At 39.0% G+C, this 17,697-nt stretch carries 34 protein-coding genes; all 34 read right to left on the minus strand.

Translation table 11 applies throughout. From position 1 onward, the window contains the following. Positions 1-12 precede the first annotated feature (12 nt). Positions 13-375 carry a DUF6176 family protein gene (locus J3U69_RS06135; RefSeq protein WP_267413429.1) on the minus strand — a complete coding sequence of 121 codons (363 nt, stop codon included), beginning with the start codon at positions 373-375 and terminating at the stop codon, positions 13-15. Between the two features lie 124 nt (positions 376-499). Then, positions 500-895: a 30S ribosomal protein S9 gene (gene rpsI / locus J3U69_RS06140; protein WP_103752400.1), complete on the minus strand. Its 396-nt coding sequence runs from the start codon at positions 893-895 to the stop codon at positions 500-502. Between the two features lie 13 nt (positions 896-908). Continuing rightward, positions 909-1,352 (minus strand): 50S ribosomal protein L13, encoded by a 444-nt coding sequence (gene rplM, locus J3U69_RS06145; RefSeq protein WP_103752399.1) that lies wholly within the window; start codon positions 1,350-1,352, stop codon positions 909-911. Between the two features lie 100 nt (positions 1,353-1,452). Next, positions 1,453-2,247 (minus strand): tRNA pseudouridine(38-40) synthase TruA, encoded by a 795-nt coding sequence (gene truA, locus J3U69_RS06150; protein WP_103752398.1) that lies wholly within the window; start codon positions 2,245-2,247, stop codon positions 1,453-1,455. Continuing rightward, a complete protein-coding gene (locus J3U69_RS06155; RefSeq protein ID WP_220220056.1) occupies positions 2,247-3,044 on the minus strand; it encodes an energy-coupling factor transporter transmembrane component T family protein in 798 nt (265 codons plus the stop codon). Before J3U69_RS06155 ends, truA begins: the two co-directional genes overlap by 1 nt. A 4-nt stretch (positions 3,045-3,048) precedes the next feature. Further along, positions 3,049-3,894, minus strand: coding sequence for an energy-coupling factor transporter ATPase (locus tag J3U69_RS06160; RefSeq protein ID WP_267413430.1), 846 nt, complete (start codon positions 3,892-3,894; stop codon positions 3,049-3,051). Further along, complete coding sequence (locus J3U69_RS06165; RefSeq protein ID WP_220234744.1) at positions 3,870-4,721, minus strand: energy-coupling factor transporter ATPase; 852 nt, start codon at positions 4,719-4,721, stop codon at positions 3,870-3,872. Before J3U69_RS06165 ends, J3U69_RS06160 begins: the two co-directional genes overlap by 25 nt. A gap of 395 nt (positions 4,722-5,116) precedes the next feature. Next, positions 5,117-5,500: a 50S ribosomal protein L17 gene (gene rplQ / locus J3U69_RS06170; protein WP_103752394.1), complete on the minus strand. Its 384-nt coding sequence runs from the start codon at positions 5,498-5,500 to the stop codon at positions 5,117-5,119. Between the two features lie 25 nt (positions 5,501-5,525). Further along, on the minus strand, positions 5,526-6,464 hold the full coding sequence (locus J3U69_RS06175; protein ID WP_103752393.1) for a DNA-directed RNA polymerase subunit alpha: 939 nt from the start codon (positions 6,462-6,464) through the stop codon (positions 5,526-5,528). Between the two features lie 45 nt (positions 6,465-6,509). Further along, positions 6,510-6,893 carry a 30S ribosomal protein S11 gene (rpsK, locus tag J3U69_RS06180; RefSeq protein WP_034980403.1) on the minus strand — a complete coding sequence of 128 codons (384 nt, stop codon included), beginning with the start codon at positions 6,891-6,893 and terminating at the stop codon, positions 6,510-6,512. A gap of 24 nt (positions 6,894-6,917) precedes the next feature. Next, the gene (gene rpsM / locus J3U69_RS06185) at positions 6,918-7,265 is read right to left on the minus strand and encodes a 30S ribosomal protein S13 (protein ID WP_046307546.1); all 348 of its coding nucleotides are present in this window, start codon (positions 7,263-7,265) and stop codon (positions 6,918-6,920) included. A 23-nt stretch (positions 7,266-7,288) separates the two neighbouring features. Next, a complete protein-coding gene (rpmJ, locus tag J3U69_RS06190; protein ID WP_003647815.1) occupies positions 7,289-7,405 on the minus strand; it encodes a 50S ribosomal protein L36 in 117 nt (38 codons plus the stop codon). A gap of 14 nt (positions 7,406-7,419) precedes the next feature. Further along, positions 7,420-7,641, minus strand: a complete 222-nt coding sequence (gene infA, locus J3U69_RS06195) for a translation initiation factor IF-1 (RefSeq protein WP_103752392.1) — start codon at positions 7,639-7,641, stop codon at positions 7,420-7,422. Positions 7,642-7,706: 65 nt separating this feature from the next. Continuing rightward, the gene (locus J3U69_RS06200) at positions 7,707-8,363 is read right to left on the minus strand and encodes an adenylate kinase (protein ID WP_103752391.1); all 657 of its coding nucleotides are present in this window, start codon (positions 8,361-8,363) and stop codon (positions 7,707-7,709) included. Between the two features lie 10 nt (positions 8,364-8,373). Next, on the minus strand, positions 8,374-9,669 hold the full coding sequence (gene secY, locus J3U69_RS06205; RefSeq protein WP_103752390.1) for a preprotein translocase subunit SecY: 1,296 nt from the start codon (positions 9,667-9,669) through the stop codon (positions 8,374-8,376). Continuing rightward, on the minus strand, positions 9,669-10,109 hold the full coding sequence (gene rplO, locus J3U69_RS06210) for a 50S ribosomal protein L15 (protein ID WP_103752389.1): 441 nt from the start codon (positions 10,107-10,109) through the stop codon (positions 9,669-9,671). Before rplO ends, secY begins: the two co-directional genes overlap by 1 nt. Positions 10,110-10,132: 23 nt before the next feature. After that, positions 10,133-10,318 carry a 50S ribosomal protein L30 gene (rpmD, locus tag J3U69_RS06215; RefSeq protein ID WP_103752388.1) on the minus strand — a complete coding sequence of 62 codons (186 nt, stop codon included), beginning with the start codon at positions 10,316-10,318 and terminating at the stop codon, positions 10,133-10,135. A 13-nt stretch (positions 10,319-10,331) separates the two neighbouring features. Further along, on the minus strand, positions 10,332-10,838 hold the full coding sequence (gene rpsE / locus J3U69_RS06220) for a 30S ribosomal protein S5 (RefSeq protein WP_103752387.1): 507 nt from the start codon (positions 10,836-10,838) through the stop codon (positions 10,332-10,334). 16 nt (positions 10,839-10,854) lie between these two features. Further along, positions 10,855-11,214 (minus strand): 50S ribosomal protein L18, encoded by a 360-nt coding sequence (gene rplR, locus J3U69_RS06225; RefSeq protein ID WP_103752386.1) that lies wholly within the window; start codon positions 11,212-11,214, stop codon positions 10,855-10,857. 24 nt (positions 11,215-11,238) lie between these two features. Next, on the minus strand, positions 11,239-11,769 hold the full coding sequence (rplF, locus tag J3U69_RS06230; protein ID WP_103752385.1) for a 50S ribosomal protein L6: 531 nt from the start codon (positions 11,767-11,769) through the stop codon (positions 11,239-11,241). 24 nt (positions 11,770-11,793) lie between these two features. Then, positions 11,794-12,192, minus strand: coding sequence for a 30S ribosomal protein S8 (gene rpsH / locus J3U69_RS06235; RefSeq protein WP_090092302.1), 399 nt, complete (start codon positions 12,190-12,192; stop codon positions 11,794-11,796). Between the two features lie 22 nt (positions 12,193-12,214). Beyond that, on the minus strand, positions 12,215-12,400 hold the full coding sequence (locus J3U69_RS06240; RefSeq protein ID WP_103752384.1) for a type Z 30S ribosomal protein S14: 186 nt from the start codon (positions 12,398-12,400) through the stop codon (positions 12,215-12,217). A 12-nt stretch (positions 12,401-12,412) separates the two neighbouring features. Beyond that, entirely contained in the window at positions 12,413-12,955 is a 543-nt protein-coding gene (gene rplE / locus J3U69_RS06245) for a 50S ribosomal protein L5 (protein ID WP_103752383.1), read from the minus strand. 14 nt (positions 12,956-12,969) lie between these two features. After that, positions 12,970-13,221 (minus strand): 50S ribosomal protein L24, encoded by a 252-nt coding sequence (gene rplX / locus J3U69_RS06250; RefSeq protein WP_046307564.1) that lies wholly within the window; start codon positions 13,219-13,221, stop codon positions 12,970-12,972. Positions 13,222-13,238: 17 nt separating this feature from the next. Beyond that, complete coding sequence (gene rplN / locus J3U69_RS06255) at positions 13,239-13,607, minus strand: 50S ribosomal protein L14 (protein ID WP_034980437.1); 369 nt, start codon at positions 13,605-13,607, stop codon at positions 13,239-13,241. A 32-nt stretch (positions 13,608-13,639) separates the two neighbouring features. Then, positions 13,640-13,906, minus strand: a complete 267-nt coding sequence (gene rpsQ / locus J3U69_RS06260; protein WP_103752382.1) for a 30S ribosomal protein S17 — start codon at positions 13,904-13,906, stop codon at positions 13,640-13,642. Between the two features lie 18 nt (positions 13,907-13,924). Beyond that, on the minus strand, positions 13,925-14,122 hold the full coding sequence (rpmC, locus tag J3U69_RS06265) for a 50S ribosomal protein L29 (protein WP_103752381.1): 198 nt from the start codon (positions 14,120-14,122) through the stop codon (positions 13,925-13,927). Next, positions 14,112-14,552 carry a 50S ribosomal protein L16 gene (gene rplP, locus J3U69_RS06270; RefSeq protein ID WP_103752380.1) on the minus strand — a complete coding sequence of 147 codons (441 nt, stop codon included), beginning with the start codon at positions 14,550-14,552 and terminating at the stop codon, positions 14,112-14,114. Before rplP ends, rpmC begins: the two co-directional genes overlap by 11 nt. Continuing rightward, complete coding sequence (gene rpsC / locus J3U69_RS06275; RefSeq protein WP_103752379.1) at positions 14,552-15,223, minus strand: 30S ribosomal protein S3; 672 nt, start codon at positions 15,221-15,223, stop codon at positions 14,552-14,554. Before rpsC ends, rplP begins: the two co-directional genes overlap by 1 nt. A gap of 13 nt (positions 15,224-15,236) precedes the next feature. Continuing rightward, the gene (gene rplV / locus J3U69_RS06280) at positions 15,237-15,590 is read right to left on the minus strand and encodes a 50S ribosomal protein L22 (RefSeq protein ID WP_038523752.1); all 354 of its coding nucleotides are present in this window, start codon (positions 15,588-15,590) and stop codon (positions 15,237-15,239) included. Between the two features lie 19 nt (positions 15,591-15,609). Next, a complete protein-coding gene (rpsS, locus tag J3U69_RS06285; RefSeq protein WP_103752378.1) occupies positions 15,610-15,888 on the minus strand; it encodes a 30S ribosomal protein S19 in 279 nt (92 codons plus the stop codon). A gap of 18 nt (positions 15,889-15,906) precedes the next feature. Continuing rightward, positions 15,907-16,743, minus strand: a complete 837-nt coding sequence (rplB, locus tag J3U69_RS06290) for a 50S ribosomal protein L2 (protein ID WP_103752377.1) — start codon at positions 16,741-16,743, stop codon at positions 15,907-15,909. A 15-nt stretch (positions 16,744-16,758) separates the two neighbouring features. Then, positions 16,759-17,064: a 50S ribosomal protein L23 gene (gene rplW, locus J3U69_RS06295; RefSeq protein WP_103752376.1), complete on the minus strand. Its 306-nt coding sequence runs from the start codon at positions 17,062-17,064 to the stop codon at positions 16,759-16,761. Further along, a complete protein-coding gene (gene rplD / locus J3U69_RS06300) occupies positions 17,061-17,693 on the minus strand; it encodes a 50S ribosomal protein L4 (protein ID WP_103752375.1) in 633 nt (210 codons plus the stop codon). The genes rplW and rplD overlap by 4 nt, the downstream gene beginning before the upstream one ends. Positions 17,694-17,697 lie beyond the last annotated feature (4 nt).

The raw sequence follows: 17,697 nt of genomic DNA on the forward strand, positions 1-17,697 counted from the left end.
AGCAACTCACAATTATTGTTCGGATTGCGTGATTGCCTGCTCAATTAGTGGTGCTAATAAACTTTGTTCAACCACCATATCAACCGGACGATAGGTTTCATCAATGCATTCTTCCCAATATTCTAAATGCTTTTGATCAATATAACTGGTAGAATCTTCAACCGCATTTCCACCTATCCCCTGAATTGAATACCAGTAGAAGTATGTATAACCGTCTGGATTGCTTTCCTTAAAAACCGTTTCAACATACATTTTTTCACCTGCCATGGTGGCGACAGTATCTTGGTGGTGCCGGTTTAAGAAATTCATCCATTCTTGTGCTATTTGTTCTTTGCCCTTTTTAATCCGAAAACGTGTTAATTCGATATTTGCCATTTTTTACTACCTTATAAAAAAAGACATCAGTTTAACACTGATGCCTTGAAAACTCGTCTGGAAAAAGGATAAGTAATCCAATAACCAAATAGTTTTATTGATCTGTTCAATAGACGTAAATAAATTAACGCTTACTGAATTGTGATGCCTTACGGGCCTTCTTGAGACCTGGCTTTTTACGTTCAACCATTCTTGGGTCACGAGTTAAGAAGCCAGCCTTCTTTAATGGGCCACGGAAATCTGGGTCTACTTCAAGAAGAGCACGGGCAATACCTAAACGAATTGCTCCAGCTTGACCTGAGAAACCACCACCATTAACGTTAACCTTAACGTCGTATTGACTGTCAGTTTCGGTTAAAGTCAAAGGTTGTTTTAAATCCTTAACTAAGTTAGGGAATGGGATGTATTGATCAACATCTTTGTTATTAACTGTAATTTTTCCACTGCCTGGTACTAAACGTACACGAGCGACAGCATCTTTACGCCGGCCAGTACCAGCATATGCAACTTGTTGTGCCATTTATAATAACCTCCTAGATTAATTTATTAATGTCCAATTTTTCAGGCTTTTGTGCTTCATGCTTGTGGTCTTCACCAGCATAAACATGCATCTTCATGAATTCTTGGTGACCAAGAGTGTTCTTTGGAAGCATACCTTTAACTGACAATTCAACTAATCTAACTGGGTTGTTGGCAAGTAAGTCACCTGCTGGGGTAGCCTTTAAACCGCCACGGTAAGAAGAGTGGTGATAGTAAATCTTGTCAGTAGCCTTTTTACCAGTTAACTTTAACTTAGCAGCGTTAATAATAATAACGTTGTCGCCAGTGTCAACATTTGGTGTGTATTGAGGTTTGTTCTTACCTCTTAAAATAGTTGCTACTGCAGTAGACAGACGACCTAAAGATACATCTGTTGCGTCAATAACATACCACTTACGTTCAATTTCATTAGGTTTTGCTAATTGTGTAGTACGCAATTTAATTTCCTCCGTTTATACGTTGTTTGAATACAATAAGATTCCGGGGCCTATCGTGGACAAACATACCTAAATAGAATACGTCCTTTTTGCTTAATTGTCAATATAATTCGCTATCTAGGCGATATTTTTTCGGAATATCTTCATAAAAGACGTGATATAAAAACAGGCCGTTGGCTTGTGCCGTTTCTCTGACTTCTTCCCTGTTCTTTGCTTTAATTACTCGGGGTATATCATTGAGCGGTCTTTTACCATTACCGATTTCCAGTAAAGTTGCCACCAAAATTCTGACCATATTGTATAAAAAACCGGAACAAATGAAGTCAAAAATTATTTCATTTTCCTCTTCATCTTTTTGCACATTGACATAATACATTGTGCGAACTTTGTTTTTTATCTGGCCTCCACTAGCGGCAAAACTAGTAAAATCATGTGTTCCTAATAAATCTTTTGCTGCTAGCTGCATTTTTTCCAAGTCAACCGGATAAGGATAATGGCCCGTATAAAAACGCTTGAAGGGATCAACAAAGCGATCTAGGCTAACTCGGTAACGATACCATTTTCCCTTCGCACTATAACGAACATGAAAGTTTTCATCAACAATTTCACATTCTTTAAAAACAATATCAAGCGGCATGATTGAATTAAGTGCACAAATCATGCGTTCTGGCGGAATTGTTGTCCCCGGATAATCAAAATGAATAACTTGACCGAAAGCATGCACGCCTGCATCCGTTCTTCCTGAACCTTCAACAGCGACTTCGCGACCTTTAGTCATTTTCTTTAACGCGGCTTCAATTGTTCCCTGCACTGTCCGCTGACGAGGTTGCGATTGAAAGCCATGAAAAAGGTGCCCATCGTAGGCAAGTGTCATTTTATACCTTGTGTAATTCATTAATGTGTCCTAAAAATTAATAATAGAGCTGTTAAGACGACGAAATAACCTAAGTTCACTAAATCATATTTTGACCATTTTAAAACTCGGAATTTAGTTCGTCCCTCATCACCGCGATAGCCGCGTGATTCCATTGCTGTTGATAAGTCGATGGCTGTTTCTAATGAACTAATGAATAAAGGAACCAAAAGTGGCGTTATTGCCTTAGCACGTTGAATTAAGCCGCCATTATTAAAATCGGCTCCCCGAGAACGCTGTGCGTTCATGATTTTATAAGTTTCATCAAAAAGCGTGGGGACAAACCTTAAGGCAATTGACATTACTAACGCAATTTTATCCACAGGTATCCTAAATAATTTTAAGGGGATTAGCAGCCACTCAATTGCATCCGCAATTTCTAGCGGCATTGTTGTTACGGTCATGACTGTTGAAATTAAAATAATGACAGTGAACCGAATAAAGATAAAAACCGCATTAGTAATACCATAAGTTGAAATGGCAAAAATCCCCCATCGCCAATAAACTTTTCCACCAACGGTAAAAAATAATTGCAAAAAAGAGGTAAATAGAATCAGCCAAATCATTGGTTTGACTCCATCCCAAAAGACCTTTGGTTTCAAACCTGTTGCTGCCACTGCAAGGATACTGAAAAGCGTAACAATAATATATGTAACGGGATTATTAGCCAAAAATATTAACAAAATAAAGCAAATTGTTGTTAATAGTTTTCCCCGTGGATCCATCTTATAAACTAGCGAATCTCCGGAAATGTACCGACCAATTAAAATTTTATTCACAAGTTCATCCCCTTAAATTTTGCTCTATTTCTTCTACAAGTTTTTTCTCCGTTAATGGTGGTTGAACAAAATTAAAATTAGTTAATCGTGACGCAAATAGCGATGCCTTAGGCTCCTCAAGATGATGCTTTTTTAACCATGTCCGATCCTGAAAGATTTTTGCCGGACAGTCATGCTTGATCATCTTTCCGTGTTCCATTACCAGAACATCATCCGCATAATCAGCGACATCATCCATATTGTGTGTAACTAAAATTACCGTATGACCTTCTTGTTGGTATTGGGCAAAAAGATGCATCATCTGTTTGCGTGCCCGTGGATCAAGTCCAGCAGCTGGCTCATCTAAGCATAAAATATCGGGCTCATAAGCCATTACGCCAGCAATTGCTACCCGGCGCATTTGCCCGCCTGATAACTCAAACGGTGAACGCCGAGCGATATCATCTGGCAAGCCAACTTTTCTTAACCATATTTTGGCACTTTTCTTTGCCTCTTCGGGACTATAGCCAAAGTTTTTGGGACCGAAAGCAATATCATCGAGCACAGTACTTTCAAATAATTGTGCTTCAGGAAATTGAAAAACCAGGCTTACGTGCCGTCTTAATTCCTTTAAATCTTTATTGGTAGTTGCAGGCGTAATTGTTGTATTTGCGATTTCAATTTTGCCCTCTGTCGGTTTTAACAGCGCATTAAAATGCTGCATCAACGTCGATTTTCCACTGCCGGTGTGACCAATAATGGCCGTAAAAGAGCCAGTTTTTAATTCAAAATTGACATCTTCTAAACCCTTTTTTTCTAATGGTGAACCTGGTGAGTAAGTATATCCTACTTGTTCGAATTTAATTGACATAAGTACTTTACCAACTCTTCTTCTGAATTAATTGTTTCTGGGATTGTGATTGAGTCACTACGTAAATCATCCATTACTTGTTGGAAAAAAGGAACATCCAGCCCAATTTCCTTTAGCAGTTTAACTTGGCTGAATACCTTCGTTGCATTTCCTTGAGTAATCAGCTTACCATCATTCATCACAATGATATTATCGGCCATATTAGCTTCATCAATGTCATGGGTAATGGCGATTACGGTTAAGTCGTATTCCTGCTTCATTTGCTGAACAATCCCCAAAATTTTATCCCGACCTTCGGGATCAAGCATTGATGTTGCTTCGTCTAGCACAATAATCTTAGGCTTGATTGCAAGAATCCCTGCAATCGCCACACGCTGTTTCTGCCCACCAGAGAGGTTAGCTGGCTCGGTATCAGTATATTCTGTCATGTCGACAGCTTTAATCGCTTCTGGGACGATTTTGAGCATTTCGGTGCGGGGAACCCCCCGGTTCTCAAGGCCAAAGGCAACATCATCAGCTACTGTGGCACCGACAAATTGATTGTCTGGATTTTGAAAAACGACGCCAACCTTATCTCTGATATCCCATACACTATCATCATCAAGTTTGGTTCCGTCGACTTCAATATAGGAATCGTCTTTTTCATCAGCTACTAGTAAGCCATTGATCAATCTAATAATGGTGGACTTCCCACTACCATTATGACCAATAATCGACGTCCAAGAACCCCTCTTAATTTCAAAACTGATATTATCAATCGCAGGCGAGTCGGACTCAGGATATGTAAAACTGATATTATTAACTTTAATGATACTATCTTTTGTCATGCTCTCACCCTCCTAAAAAGTCTTATTCAATTGTACCAAAAAAAGACCTCGTAATAAATTAAGATAATGGCGAATAAATAGTTTCTTATTAGTCTAAATTCGCTATTCTTACGCAGAAGATTTTAAGCAGTGACTCATTATATAAAAATGAGCCTTCATTGCAACCTTTCAAAAAAAAACATTAATTTATATAACAAAAACCCCGAAGTTGTCTTAACTTCGGGGTTCACATCAAACTTAGCGTTTTTATTGAAATAAAAAGAGCAAAAAAAATCACCCATGAAGAGGGATAATTTTCATTATCTAAGCTAGACTAAACTTTCGTCATCATCTTAACGCTTATTCTCACTTTCATGGATAATTCTTAATAGCTATTAAGTTTTGGTTATTCTAACTTAAACCAATTCTAGAATAACCATTGGAGCTGCATCGCCTCTACGAGCCTTGGCAAGCTTCAAAATACGGGTGTAACCACCATTACGGTCCTTGTAACGAGGTGCAATATCACTGAAGAGTTTTTGCAATGCTGATTTTACAACAACTGCATCTTTTTCTTCTTGAATGTCAGCAACTTCATTACGAACGTAAGCAGCAGCTTTTCTTCTTGCAGCTAAATCACCACGCTTGCCTAAAGTAATCATCTTTTCGGCAGTTTTGCGGACTTCTTTAGCACGTGTTTCAGTAGTAACAATGCGTTCGTTCATGATCAATTGAGTAGTCATTTCTCTAAGCATTGCTTTTCTATGTGCACTATCGCGACCTAATTTACGGTATGCCATCAGTTTACCTCCTTTTATTTGTTAGTTAATCTTCTTGACGAAGTGAAAGTCCCAAATCAGTTAATTTATTTTTAACTTCTTCTAATGATTTACGTCCTAAATTACGTACACGCATCATATCTGCTTCTGTCTTATCAGTCAGTTCTTGCAGAGTATTAATGCCGGCACGCTTAAGGCAGTTGTATGAACGAACAGATAAATCAAGCTCTTCAATTGTCATTTCGAGCTTCTTCTCTGCAGTATCGTCCTCTTTTTCAACCATAACATCATTGAATTGGGTATTTGCATCAGCAGTTTCAAACACTTTAAAGTGCGCTACCAAAATTTTGGCAGCAAAACTAAGGGCGTCATTAGGCTTGATTGAACCATCAGTCCAAATCTCTAAAGTGAGCTTGTCAAAATCGTCTCTTTTACCAACACGAGTTGACTCAACCTGGTAATTAACTTTTTTAATTGGTGAAAAGAGAGAATCAACCGGAATAACACCAATTGGCATATCTTCACTCTTATTCTCACTTGCGGCAACGTAACCACGGCCATTTTTGACTGCAATCTGCATATGCAAGTGACCACCGTCAGCAATGGTACAAATATATTGATCTGGATTCAGAATTTGAATATCTGAATCGGCTTTCAGATCATCGGCGGTAACAGTAGCTGGACCCTCAACATCTACTTCAATGGTCTTTTGCTCATCTGAAAAAGATTTTAATTCAAGCTTCTTCAGGTTCAAGATAATCTTAGCAACATCTTCTCTAACACCTGGAACAGTGGAGAATTCGTGTAAAACATCATCAATTTGAACATAAACAAGTCCAGTACCTGGAATAGATGTAAGTAAAACTCTACGTAATGAGTTACCTAAAGTAGTACCAAAGCCTCGTTCAAGTGGTTCAATAACAAATTTACCATAAGCCTTCTCTTGGTCCACAACGGTAATATTTGGTTTTTCAAATTCAATCATTACTAGGCCCCTTTCAAAACGCAACGTCCTTCATTAAGAACAAAATTAAACACGACGACGTTTTGGTGGTCTAGAACCATTGTGGGGAACTGGAGTGACATCACGGATTGCAGTGATCTCAAGTCCAGTAGCTTGAAGTGATCTTATAGCAGATTCACGACCAGCACCAGGACCCTTAACAGAAACTTCTACATGTTTCATGCCTTGGTCCATTGCGCTCTTAGCTGCTGCTTCGGCTGCCATTTGAGCTGCAAATGGGGTAGACTTACGACTACCTTTAAAGCCCAATGCACCAGCTGAAGACCAAGCAATTGCATTGCCTTGAACGTCAGTAATCATGACTAAAGTATTATTAAACGTAGAATGAATGTGAGCAACGCCTTTTTCAACGTGCTTCTTCACACGACGCTTACGTGCTGTTTTAGGCATCAATAAACCTCCTTATATTTTTGTTTATCTCTTCTTACTACCCTTACGAGTACGGGCATTATTCTTGGTATTTTGTCCACGAACTGGAAGTCCACGGCGGTGACGCATACCACGGTAAGAACCAATATCAATTAACCGTTTGATATTCATGCTGACTTCTCTACGCAAGTCACCTTCAACACGGTATTTATCAACTTCTGCGCGAAGCTTTTCTTGATCATCTGGAGTCAAATCTTTTGAACGTATGTCTTCAGAAACACCAGCATCCGCACAAATTTTCTGAGCTGTTGGTTCACCAATGCCATAAATGTATGTTAATGCAACAACTATTCTTTTATCTCTTGGTAAGTCAACACCAGCAATACGTGCCATAAATTGCACCTCCTATTTTATTTTTAACCTTGACGCTGTTTGTGTTTTGGATTTGCAGAACAAATAACCATCACACGACCATGTCTTTTAATAATCTTACAATGTTCACACATTGGTTTAACAGATGGTCTAACCTTCATGTTTCCCTCCGTTATTACTTTATAAACCGATAAGTAATTCTACCTTTTGTTAAATCGTAAGGAGAAAGTTCTACAGTAACACGGTCTCCGGGCAGAATACGAATATAGTGCATTCTGATTTTCCCAGAAACATGTGCTAATATTTCTGCTCCATTTTCCAATTCAACCTTAAACATAGCATTAGGCAAAGTATCAATAACTTTACCCTTTACTTCAATGACATCATCTTTTGCCAAAGCTGTTCCTCCGCATTTAAACAGTCATACTTTGAAATTATAACACGGAAAAGTAAATATACAAATTATTGCTTTTTACTTAAAACCGCATCAACACTTTCAAAGACTTTCTCAGGAGATTGTTCACCATCTACACAGGTTAACAACCCATTCTTTTGATAATAGTCTTTCAAAGGTGTGTTCATCTTTTCGTTAACTTGTAAACGATTCTTAACTACTTCTGGCTTGTCATCTTCACGTTGATAAAATTCATGACTGCCACAACGATCACAAGTACCTTCTACTTTAGGCATCTTAGTAATTTTGTTATAAGTGGCACCACACTTTTTACACATAAAGCGTGCTGATAAACGTTTGACTAAAGTATCTTCCTTAACCTCTAAAGAGATTACGTTAGTTAAAGGTTTGTTCAACTTCTTAGTGATATCCTCCAAAAGTTCAGCTTGAACAATTGTCCGAGGAAAGCCATCTAAAATGTAGCCTTCTTTAATATCTGGTTGACCCAAACGTTCTTCTACTAATCTAGCAGTAACTTCGTCCGGTACCAAATCACCTTTGTCAATGTAACTTTTAGCTTCAAGACCAACTTTGGTCTCATTAGCCATTGCTTCTCTAAACATATCCCCAGTTGAAATATGAGTTAGATGATATTTATCAACAATTTGCTCTGATACTGTTCCTTTACCAGCACCCGGCAAACCTAAAAGAAATAAATTAATCATTTATTCGTTCCTATCTGATGAATCCTACATATTCTCTCTTCATTAACAAACCGTTAATTTGACGAGATAACTCCAAGACAACTCCGATTACGATCAAAAGACTAGTTCCACCTAGTCCAATTGAACTCGGTAAGTCCCAAATATTAGTAGCAAGTTGTGGTAGTAAAGCTACCAAACCCAAGAATACTGAACCAACAGTTGATAATCTAATTAACAACTTTGAAACATATTTTTGCGTATCCTTACCCGGCCATACACTAGGAATGTAAGCACCTTGTTTTTGCAAGTTCTTTGCAAGCTTCTCAGGATTAACCTGAACAAAAGCATAAAAGAAGGTAAACAGTACAATCAAAAGAGTATAAATGATAACACCAGTTGTAGTCTGCATACTAAAAATGTTAGTCATTACCTTGTACCATTGTTGGTCGCCTTGAGTTCTTTGAAAGGCCATTAAAATTGTAGCTGGTGTAACAATAAACGAACTAGCGAAAATTACTGGAATCACACCTGAGACATTAACTTTTAATGGTAAGAAACTTTCTGAGCCACTAGTAGTTGCTCGTCTAGTGTATTGGATTGGAATACGGCGATCAGCCTGTTCAACCCAAGTAACTATTTGCGTTACGATGAGTATTGCAATGAGAATCGCAATGAAGAACACAATTCCTTGCCAACGATCACTCGCACTATTATTGATCACTTCATCTTTATATAACTGCCAAAGACCGCGTGGAAGTCGAGCAATAATACCGGCAAAAATAATTACTGAAACGCCGTTACCTAAACCTTTATCGGTAATTTCATCACCAAGCCAAGTCAACAGCATCGTACCTGCAGTCATAATGATTGCAATTTCACAGTATGATTGCCACGTTTGGGATTTAACCAATCCCATTTCAGTCAAAGCGTTAAAACCAAGCGTGATTCCAATGCTTTGAAAAAATGCGACAAATAATGCAAGCCATCTTGTAGCTTGATTGGTCTTACGACGACCAACTTCACCCTGCTTGCCCCATTCCACTAAAGTAGGAACAATGTCCATTTGCAACAATTGGATAACAATTTGCGCAGTAATGAAGGGCGAAACACCAAGTGAAAAAATCGAGTAATTATCTAGCCCACCACCGGAAACAGTGTCCAGCATTGGAACTAAACCAGTTTGTGCGACTTGAGTAATCGCTTTTGCATTGACACCTGGAACAGTAATGTTAGCTCCAATGCGATACAGCAAAAGAATAAAGAGTGTGAAATAAATCTTATTTCTAATTTCTTTATCCTTGAAGGCGTTCTTCAAAGTCGAAAACATTAGATCACCTCAACAGATCCGCCTGCAGCTTCAACTGCTTTTTTAGCAGCGGCGGAAACCTTGTTAACCTTTACGTTTAACTTAACTTTTAGCTCACCTTTAGCAAGTAGCTTAACGCCTGATAATTCTTTCTTTACCAAGCCGTTTTCTTTAAGACTAGCAACAGTAACTTCGTCGTTGTCTTTAAACTTGTTTAAGTCGTCTAAATTAATAATTGCATATTCTTTACGGTTAACGTTCTTAAAACCACGCTTAGGCATAGTTCTGAATAATGGCATTTGACCACCTTCAAAACCTAAACGAGTGTGTCCACCTTGACGGGCTAATTGACCCTTTTGTCCACGGCCAGAAGTCTTTCCGTAACCACTTGAAGTACCACGTCCAACACGTTTTCTAGTATTGCGTGAACCCTCAGCAGCATGTAATTCATGAAGCTTCATTAATTCGGCACCTCCTCAATTAATTATTTATTGATCTCTTCAACAGAGATTAAATGTGCAATTTTCAACAATGCACCACGAGTAGCAGCGTTGTCTGGTAGAGTAGCTGTACTATTGATTCTACCTAAGCCTAAGGCTTTAACAACTTTTTGTTGGTTAGGTAGACGGTGCGCAGCACTTCTAATTAAAGTAACTTTTAATTCAGTCATTTATTTTGTCTCCCTAATCTAAATCAGCGTGACGTAGTTTTTCAACTTGTTCACTGGTCTTAAGTTTCTTCAACCCATCGATAGTTGCACGAACAACATTGATTGGAGTGTTTGAACCAAGTGACTTAGAAGTAACATCAGCGATACCAGCCATATCCATAACGATACGAACGGCACCACCGGCAGCAACTCCGGAACCAGCTGGAGCAGGTTTAATTAAGATGCTACCTGAGCCATAGTGACCGATTACTTCGTGAGGAATGGTAGTACCAACCTTAGGAACAGTAATCATGTTCTTCTTACCAGCTTCAACGGCCTTACGGATTGCTTCTGGAACTTCTTGAGCTTTACCAGTACCAAAGCCTACACGACCTTTTTTGTCGCCAACGATTACCAAGGCAGCAAATCTCATTCGTTGACCACCCTTGACAACCTTGGTGACACGATTAATTGCTACTAACTGATCTTCGATGTCGTCTTTATTTCTGCGATTATTGCGAGAATCGTTGCGGTTTGCCATGTATTATTCTCCTTCCCTAGAAATCTAATCCGTTTTCACGAGCGGCATCTGCCAAAGCTGAAATACGGCCGTGGTATAGGTAACCACTTCTATCGAACACAACATTTGAAATGTTCTTAGCTTTAGCTGCTTCGGCAATTGCCTTACCTACAGCTTGAGCTTGTTCTACCTTAGTTGAATCCTTAGCTACGGAATCATCCAAAGTTGAGGCACTTGCTAGCGTTACACCCGCTACGTCATCAATTAATTGAGCGTAGATGTTTTTGTTTGAACGGAAAACGCTTAAGCGTGGGCGCTCAGCAGTACCAGAAATCTTGCCACGAATACGTTTGTGACGCTTTAAGCGTAACTTATTTTTATCTGGTTTTGAAATCACAATTTCACCTCAAAAATTTATTTATTACTTACCTGTCTTACCTTCCTTACGACGTACATATTCGTCAGTGTAACGAATACCTTTACCCTTGTATGGCTCTGGTGGACGTACATCGCGGATTTCAGCAGCAAATTGTCCAACATTTTGCTTAGAAATCCCTTCTACTTCAATATCAGTTGCTGAAGTAGCTTTTACGGAAACACCTTCTGGTGCAGTCATTTCAACTGGGTGTGAGTAACCAACATTTAATGTTAATTTGTTGCCTTGTGCTGTTGCACGGTAACCAACACCGATTAACTTCAAAGTCTTCTTGTAGCCATTAACTACACCTTCAACCATTGATGCTAAGTTAGCTCTTTCAGTACCGTGAAGTGCTTTATCACTTTCACTTGAACGTGAAAAGTTAATCTTGCCATCTTCTTGCTTGAAAGTAATCTTTGGATCGAAGTATCTAGTTAATTCACCCTTTGGTCCCTTAACGGTGATGTTGTCACCATCCTTGGTAACTGTGACACTATCTGGGACTTCAATTGTTTTTAAACCAATACGGCTCATTGATTGTTCTCCTTTCTGTCAGAATTACCAAACGTAAGCGATAACTTCGCCGCCGACGTCTTTTTGTCTAGCTTCTTTATCGGTAATTACACCAGCAGAAGTTGAAACGATGGCGATACCTAAACCATTAAGAACTTTAGGTAAGTTTTCAGCACTAACGTAATTTCTAAGACCTGGCTTAGAAATACGCTTTAAGCCTGAAATGACACGTTCTCCGTCTGGACCATATTTCAAGAAAATCTTGATAATGCCCTGTTTGTTGTCATCAGTAACTTCGTAATCACGGATGAAACCTTCGCGTTTCAAAATTTCTGAAATAGATTTTTTAATGTTTGATGCAGGAATTTCAACTGAACTATGCTTTGCCATATTGGCATTTCTAATTCTAGTCAAGTAATCTGCGATCGGATCTGTCATGACCATTTATGCTATCCTCCTAACCGTATTACCAACTAGCCTTTTTAAGACCTGGGATTTGACCTTTGTGAGCTAAATCCTTCAAGCAAATACGGCATAAACCAAACTTACGGTAAACGGAGTGTGGACGACCACATCTCTCGCAACGAGTATATTCACGTGAAGAGAATTTAGCAGGACGATGATTTCTAATTATTTGTGATGTTTTAGCCATTAGTGTCCTCCATTATTTTGCAAACGGCATACCAAATTGACTTAAAAGCTCACGAGCTTCTTCATCAGTGTTGGCAGTAGTAACGATAACAACATCTAAACCTCTTGTCCGATTAACCTTATCAAAGTCAATTTCTGGGAAAATAAGTTGTTCCTTAATACCTAAAGTGTAGTTACCACGACCATCGAATGAACGGCTTGAAACACCGCGGAAGTCACGAACCCGAGGAAGCGAAACACTAATTAACTTGTACAAGAAATCATACATTCTGTCTCCTCTAAGTGTTACCTTAGCACCGATAGACATACCTTCACGTAAACGGAAGTTAGCGATTGATTTCTTAGCCTTTGTTACTAAAGGCTTTTGACCTGAGATCAAAGTTAATTCTTCGACTGCTTCATCCAAGTTCTTTGCGTTAGTAACTGCGTCACCAACACCCATGTTCAAAACGATCTTTTCGATCTTAGGTACTTGCATAACTGAGCTGTATTCAAACTTTTCTTGCAATGCAGGAACAATTTTTTCTTTATATTCTTCAGCTAAATAATTTGCCATTTGTGTCCTCCTTCCTATTTCTTAGTTTCTTCTTTTTTGCTTTCAGACTTAGCAATAACTTTTACGTTTGATGCGTGAATTGAACCTTCTGATTCAACTACACCACCATTTGCATTAGTTTGCGAAGGCTTTTGGTGTTTCTTAATTGTGTTAACGCCCTTAACAACCACACGGTTTTTCTTAACGTTAACAGAAAGAACAGTACCTTCTTTACCTTTGTCTTTTCCGGCAATAACTTTTACTTTGTCACCAGTTTTAACAAACATCAGTGCACCTCACTTAATTATAAGACTTCAGGAGCAAGAGAGACGATCTTCATAAAGTCGTGCTCACGCAGCTCACGTGCAACAGGCCCAAAGATACGAGTACCACGTGGGCTCTTATCTGCATTAATTACTACACCGGCATTTTCATCAAACTTGATGTATGAACCATCTTCACGACGTGCGCCTGATTTTGTTCTAACAATGACAGCTTTGACAACGTCACCTTTTTTGACAACGCCACCTGGTGTTGCTTGTTTAACAGTTGCAACCACGATGTCACCAATGTTACCAGTCTTACGTCTTGAACCACCTAAGACTCTAATAACTAATAGTTCTCTGGCACCTGAGTTATCAGCAACCTTCAAACGGGATTCATTTTGAATCACTATTTAATCCTCCCCTCACTAAATCCGCAAAACTATACAGATTTCTTGACAATTTTTACTAAACGGAAGCGCTTTGTACGAGATAATGGACGGGTTTCCATGATACGAACAGTATCGCCAACTTTAGCTTCATTTTTTTCGTCTTGTGCGTAATATTTCTTAGAATATTTGATACGCTTCTTGTAAACAGGGTGATTCTTGTAAGTATCAACAACAACAGTGATAGTTTTGTCATTCTTATCAGAAATTACTCGACCTTGATATACGTGACGACGATTTCTTTCGATTGATTCGCTCAAGTTAATAACTCCCTTCCACTAATCTTTCTTCAATGCATCTTCACTTAGAATTGTTTTAATTCTAGCGATGTTCTTGCGGACTTTGCTTAGGCGAGCGGTATTTTCTAATTGACCCGTTGCTTGTTGAAAACGCAAATTAAAGAGTTCTTCTTTGTATTGCTTTTCCTTGTCCAACATCTGATCAGTGGTTAGTGCTCTGATATCTTTAGCCTTCATTAGAATTGCCACCTACTTCCGAACTTTTAGTCACAAACTTACATTTAATTGGTAACTTAGTTGAAGCAAGTCTTAAAGCTTCACGAGCAGTTGCTTCGCTAACGCCACCAATTTCAAACATAATCTTTTCTCTCTTAACAACAGCTACCCAGCCGGCTGGTGCACCTTTACCAGAACCCATACGTACACCTACACCTTTAGCAGTGTATGACTTTTGAGGGAAAATTCTAATCCAAACTTTACCACCACGCTTCATGTAACGAGTCATCGCAACACGAGCAGCTTCGATTTGTTGGTTAGTAATCCAGTGTGATTCAAGAGCTTGTAAACCATATTCACCAAAGGCAATGGTTTTGCCACCCTTAGCAGCACCACGCATCTTACCACGGAATTCACGACGGTGCTTTACCCTTTTTGGTACTAGAGGCATTATTTGTTTCCTCCCTTCACAGCTTTTTCAGGTTTCTTACTCTTTGAAGGTAAGACTTCACCACGGTTGATCCATACTTGAACACCAATTTCACCATAAGTAGTGAAGGCATTTACCCAAGCATAGTCAATGTCAGCTCTTAAAGTTTGTAATGGAACACGACCTTCAGTATGCCATTCTCTTCTTGCCATGTCAGCACCGTTTAAACGACCAGAAGTTTGAACTCTGATTCCTTTAGCACCAGCACGCATAGTTCTTTGAGTAGCTTGGCGCATTGCACGTCTAAAAGCAATACGAGCTTCAAGTTGACTTGCAATACTATCTGCCACCAATTTAGCATCAAGATCTGGTTTCTTAATTTCGACAATGTTAACGTGAACTTGCTTGTTAGTCAAAGCATTTAATTCTTTTCTTAAAGCTTCAACTTCAGAACCACCTTTACCAATTACCATACCTGGTTTTGAGGTATTAATTGATACGTTGATTCTGTTTGCTGCACGTTCAATTTCAACAGTAGAAACAGAGGCATCCTTTAATTTCTTAGAAATGAATTTTCTGATCTTCAGGTCTTCATTTAAGGTTTCTTTGTATCCTCTGTCAGCATACCATTTAGATTCCCAGTCACGAATTACGCCGAGACGAAAACCATTTGGGTTAATTTTCTGACCCATTAATATACCTCCCTTAATCGTTCTTTTCTGAAACTACTACAACTACATGACTTGTTCTCTTGTTAATTGGAGAAGCCATACCTTTGGCACGTGGTCTAAATCTCTTTAAAGTTGCACCTTCGTTTACGTATGCTTCTGATACGTAAAGGTTAGCACTTTCGAGATCGTAGTTGTGTTCCGCGTTAGCGATTGCTGAGCGTAAAACTTTTTCAACGATTGGGGAAGCAGCTCTAGGCGTAAATTGCAAGATTGCTAATGCTTCTGCAACGTCTTTACCGCGAATTAAGTCAACGACTAAACGTGCTTTTCTTGGAGCAATACGAACAGTTCTTGCTTCAGCCCTAGCTGAACTAATTTGTTCTGCCATTTAAGTGTTTCTCCTTCCTCTATTTAGTTGCCTTATCGTCAGATGTCTTGTGTCCATGGAAAGTTCTTGTTGGAACAAATTCACCTAACTTGTGACCAACCATGTCTTCAGTAATGTAAACTGGAACATGTTTTCTACCATCGTAAACAGCTATAGTCAAACCAACGAAGGAAGGGAAAATAGTTGAACGACGTGACCAGGTTTTAATAACCTGTTTTTTCTCTGTGTCTGCTTGTGCATCAACTTTCTTTAGCAAAGATGCGTCTGCAAAAGGCCCTTTTTTAATACTACGGCTCATTAATTAACCCTCCTTCTATTACTTGTTACCCTTACGGTGACGAATAATTAACTTCTCGCTAGCTCTCTTACTATTTCTAGTCTTGATACCGCGAGCTTTCTTACCCCAAGGAGTCATAGGTTGTGGACGACCAACTGGAGCCTTACCTTCACCACCACCATGTGGGTGATCGTTAGGGTTCATTACAGAACCACGTGATTGTGGACGTCTGCCTAACCAGCGGCTACGGCCAGCCTTACCTAATTGAATCAATGAGTGTTGTTCGTTACCAACAACACCAATAGTTGCACGACAAGTTGACAAGATCTTACGAACTTCGCCACTTTGAAGTCTAACTAAAGTGTACTTACCGTCACTACCCAAAACTTGAGCATTGGCACCAGCACTTCTGACAAGTTGTCCACCCTTACCAGGTCTTAATTCAATGTTGTGAATTGAAGTACCAGTAGGAATGTTCTTTAATGGTAAAGCATTACCTGGCTTAATGTCTGCATTAGGACCAGATTCAACTACATCGCCAACTTTTAATCCTTTAGGAGCTAAAATGTAAGCTTTGATACCATCAGTGTAGTGAAGAAGTGCAATGTTAGCAGTTCTGTTTGGATCGTATTCGATAGCCTTAACAACAGCTTTTGCATTGTCCTTGTTACGCTTGAAATCGATGATACGGTACTTTTGCTTATGACCACCACCACGGTGTCTACTTGTAATATGACCATATGAGTTACGACCTGCAGTGTGTGATTGTGATTCAAGCAAGGTACGTTCTGGCTTGCTCTTAGTAATCTCAGCAAAGTCGGAAGAAGTCATATTACGGCGACCATTTGTGGTTGGCTTATAAATCTTAATAGCCAATTGACTGACCTCCTATTACTTATTTTCTTCTTGATTTTCGTCTTTGAAAATCTTAATGTCGTTTGAATCATCAGTTAAAGTGACAATTGCTTTACGGCTACGAGCTGTTTTACCAGTGTAACGGCCAACACGCTTGTCTTTACCACGAACATTCATGATATTAACTTTCTTAACTTTGACATCAAAGATTTCTTCAACAGCGTTACGAACTTGAGTCTTGGTTGCAGTTAAAAGCACGTTGAAAGTGTACTTCTTATCATCCATTAAGTTCGTTGACTTTTCAGTAATGATAGGTCTTAAAATGATATCATGTGCACTCATTTCTTCGAAGCCCCCTCAACATTCTCTTCAATCTTCTCAATAGCGTCTTTAGTCAAGATTAACTTGTCGTAATTTACTACATCTTCAACGTTTAAGCCGTTAATTGTAATAACCTTAACTTTTGGCAAGTTTCTTGCTGAAAGTTGTACATTCTTGTCTTCTGAAACAACAAGTACTTTACCTTCAATATTTAAGCTGTCTAATATTGACTTAAATTCTTTAGTCTTAGGAGCTGACAATGTCAACTGGTCTAAAACGATTAAATCTTGATCAATCAATTTTTGGGAAAGAACTGACTTGATAGCCAAACGACGTTGCTTTCTTGGCATTGAGTATGCGTAAGAACGTGGAGTTGGTCCAAAGACTACACCACCGCCGCGCCATTGAGGTGATCTGATTGAACCTTGACGAGCACGTCCTGTACCCTTTTGCTTCCAAGGCTTCTTACCACCACCACGAACAGCAGATCTATTTTTAACCTTTGAGGTACCTTGACGCTTGCCAGCTCTTTGTCTGATGATTGCATCGAAAACAACGCTCTCGTTTGGTTCAATACCAAATACTTCATCTTTTAAAGTAACTTCACCAGCATCTTTACCTTTTTGATCGATAACTTTTAAATTAGCCATTCTA

Source organism: Lactobacillus sp. B4026 (assembly GCF_026535825.1).
Lineage (GTDB): Bacteria > Bacillota > Bacilli > Lactobacillales > Lactobacillaceae > Lactobacillus > Lactobacillus panisapium.

Excerpts from the sequence above, each read along its gene's own strand:
- J3U69_RS06135 (WP_267413429.1), bottom strand. The coding sequence starts at position 375 with ATGGCAAATATCGAATTAACACGTTTTCGGATTAAAAAGGGCAAAGAA.
- rpsI (WP_103752400.1), bottom strand. The coding sequence starts at position 895 with ATGGCACAACAAGTTGCATATGCTGGTACTGGCCGGCGTAAAGATGCT.
- truA (WP_103752398.1), bottom strand. The coding sequence starts at position 2,247 with ATGAATTACACAAGGTATAAAATGACACTTGCCTACGATGGGCACCTT.
- J3U69_RS06160 (WP_267413430.1), bottom strand. The coding sequence starts at position 3,894 with ATGTCAATTAAATTCGAACAAGTAGGATATACTTACTCACCAGGTTCA.
- J3U69_RS06165 (WP_220234744.1), bottom strand. The coding sequence starts at position 4,721 with ATGACAAAAGATAGTATCATTAAAGTTAATAATATCAGTTTTACATAT.
- rplQ (WP_103752394.1), bottom strand. The coding sequence starts at position 5,500 with ATGGCATACCGTAAATTAGGTCGCGATAGTGCACATAGAAAAGCAATG.
- J3U69_RS06175 (WP_103752393.1), bottom strand. The coding sequence starts at position 6,464 with ATGATTGAATTTGAAAAACCAAATATTACCGTTGTGGACCAAGAGAAG.
- rpsK (WP_034980403.1), bottom strand. The coding sequence starts at position 6,893 with ATGCCTAAAACAGCACGTAAGCGTCGTGTGAAGAAGCACGTTGAAAAA.
- rpsM (WP_046307546.1), bottom strand. The coding sequence starts at position 7,265 with ATGGCACGTATTGCTGGTGTTGACTTACCAAGAGATAAAAGAATAGTT.
- rpmJ (WP_003647815.1), bottom strand. The coding sequence starts at position 7,405 with ATGAAGGTTAGACCATCTGTTAAACCAATGTGTGAACATTGTAAGATT.
- J3U69_RS06200 (WP_103752391.1), bottom strand. The coding sequence starts at position 8,363 with ATGATTAATTTATTTCTTTTAGGTTTGCCGGGTGCTGGTAAAGGAACA.
- secY (WP_103752390.1), bottom strand. The coding sequence starts at position 9,669 with ATGTTTTCGACTTTGAAGAACGCCTTCAAGGATAAAGAAATTAGAAAT.
- rplO (WP_103752389.1), bottom strand. The coding sequence starts at position 10,109 with ATGAAGCTTCATGAATTACATGCTGCTGAGGGTTCACGCAATACTAGA.
- rpmD (WP_103752388.1), bottom strand. The coding sequence starts at position 10,318 with ATGACTGAATTAAAAGTTACTTTAATTAGAAGTGCTGCGCACCGTCTA.
- rpsE (WP_103752387.1), bottom strand. The coding sequence starts at position 10,838 with ATGGCAAACCGCAACGATTCTCGCAATAATCGCAGAAATAAAGACGAC.
- rplF (WP_103752385.1), bottom strand. The coding sequence starts at position 11,769 with ATGAGCCGTATTGGTTTAAAAACAATTGAAGTCCCAGATAGTGTCACA.
- rpsH (WP_090092302.1), bottom strand. The coding sequence starts at position 12,192 with ATGGTCATGACAGATCCGATCGCAGATTACTTGACTAGAATTAGAAAT.
- J3U69_RS06240 (WP_103752384.1), bottom strand. The coding sequence starts at position 12,400 with ATGGCTAAAACATCACAAATAATTAGAAATCATCGTCCTGCTAAATTC.
- rplE (WP_103752383.1), bottom strand. The coding sequence starts at position 12,955 with ATGGCAAATTATTTAGCTGAAGAATATAAAGAAAAAATTGTTCCTGCA.
- rplX (WP_046307564.1), bottom strand. The coding sequence starts at position 13,221 with ATGTTTGTTAAAACTGGTGACAAAGTAAAAGTTATTGCCGGAAAAGAC.
- rpmC (WP_103752381.1), bottom strand. The coding sequence starts at position 14,122 with ATGAAGGCTAAAGATATCAGAGCACTAACCACTGATCAGATGTTGGAC.
- rplP (WP_103752380.1), bottom strand. The coding sequence starts at position 14,552 with ATGCCTCTAGTACCAAAAAGGGTAAAGCACCGTCGTGAATTCCGTGGT.
- rpsC (WP_103752379.1), bottom strand. The coding sequence starts at position 15,223 with ATGGGTCAGAAAATTAACCCAAATGGTTTTCGTCTCGGCGTAATTCGT.
- rplV (WP_038523752.1), bottom strand. The coding sequence starts at position 15,590 with ATGGCAGAACAAATTAGTTCAGCTAGGGCTGAAGCAAGAACTGTTCGT.
- rpsS (WP_103752378.1), bottom strand. The coding sequence starts at position 15,888 with ATGAGCCGTAGTATTAAAAAAGGGCCTTTTGCAGACGCATCTTTGCTA.
- rplW (WP_103752376.1), bottom strand. The coding sequence starts at position 17,064 with ATGAGTGCACATGATATCATTTTAAGACCTATCATTACTGAAAAGTCA.
- rplD (WP_103752375.1), bottom strand. The coding sequence starts at position 17,693 with ATGGCTAATTTAAAAGTTATCGATCAAAAAGGTAAAGATGCTGGTGAA.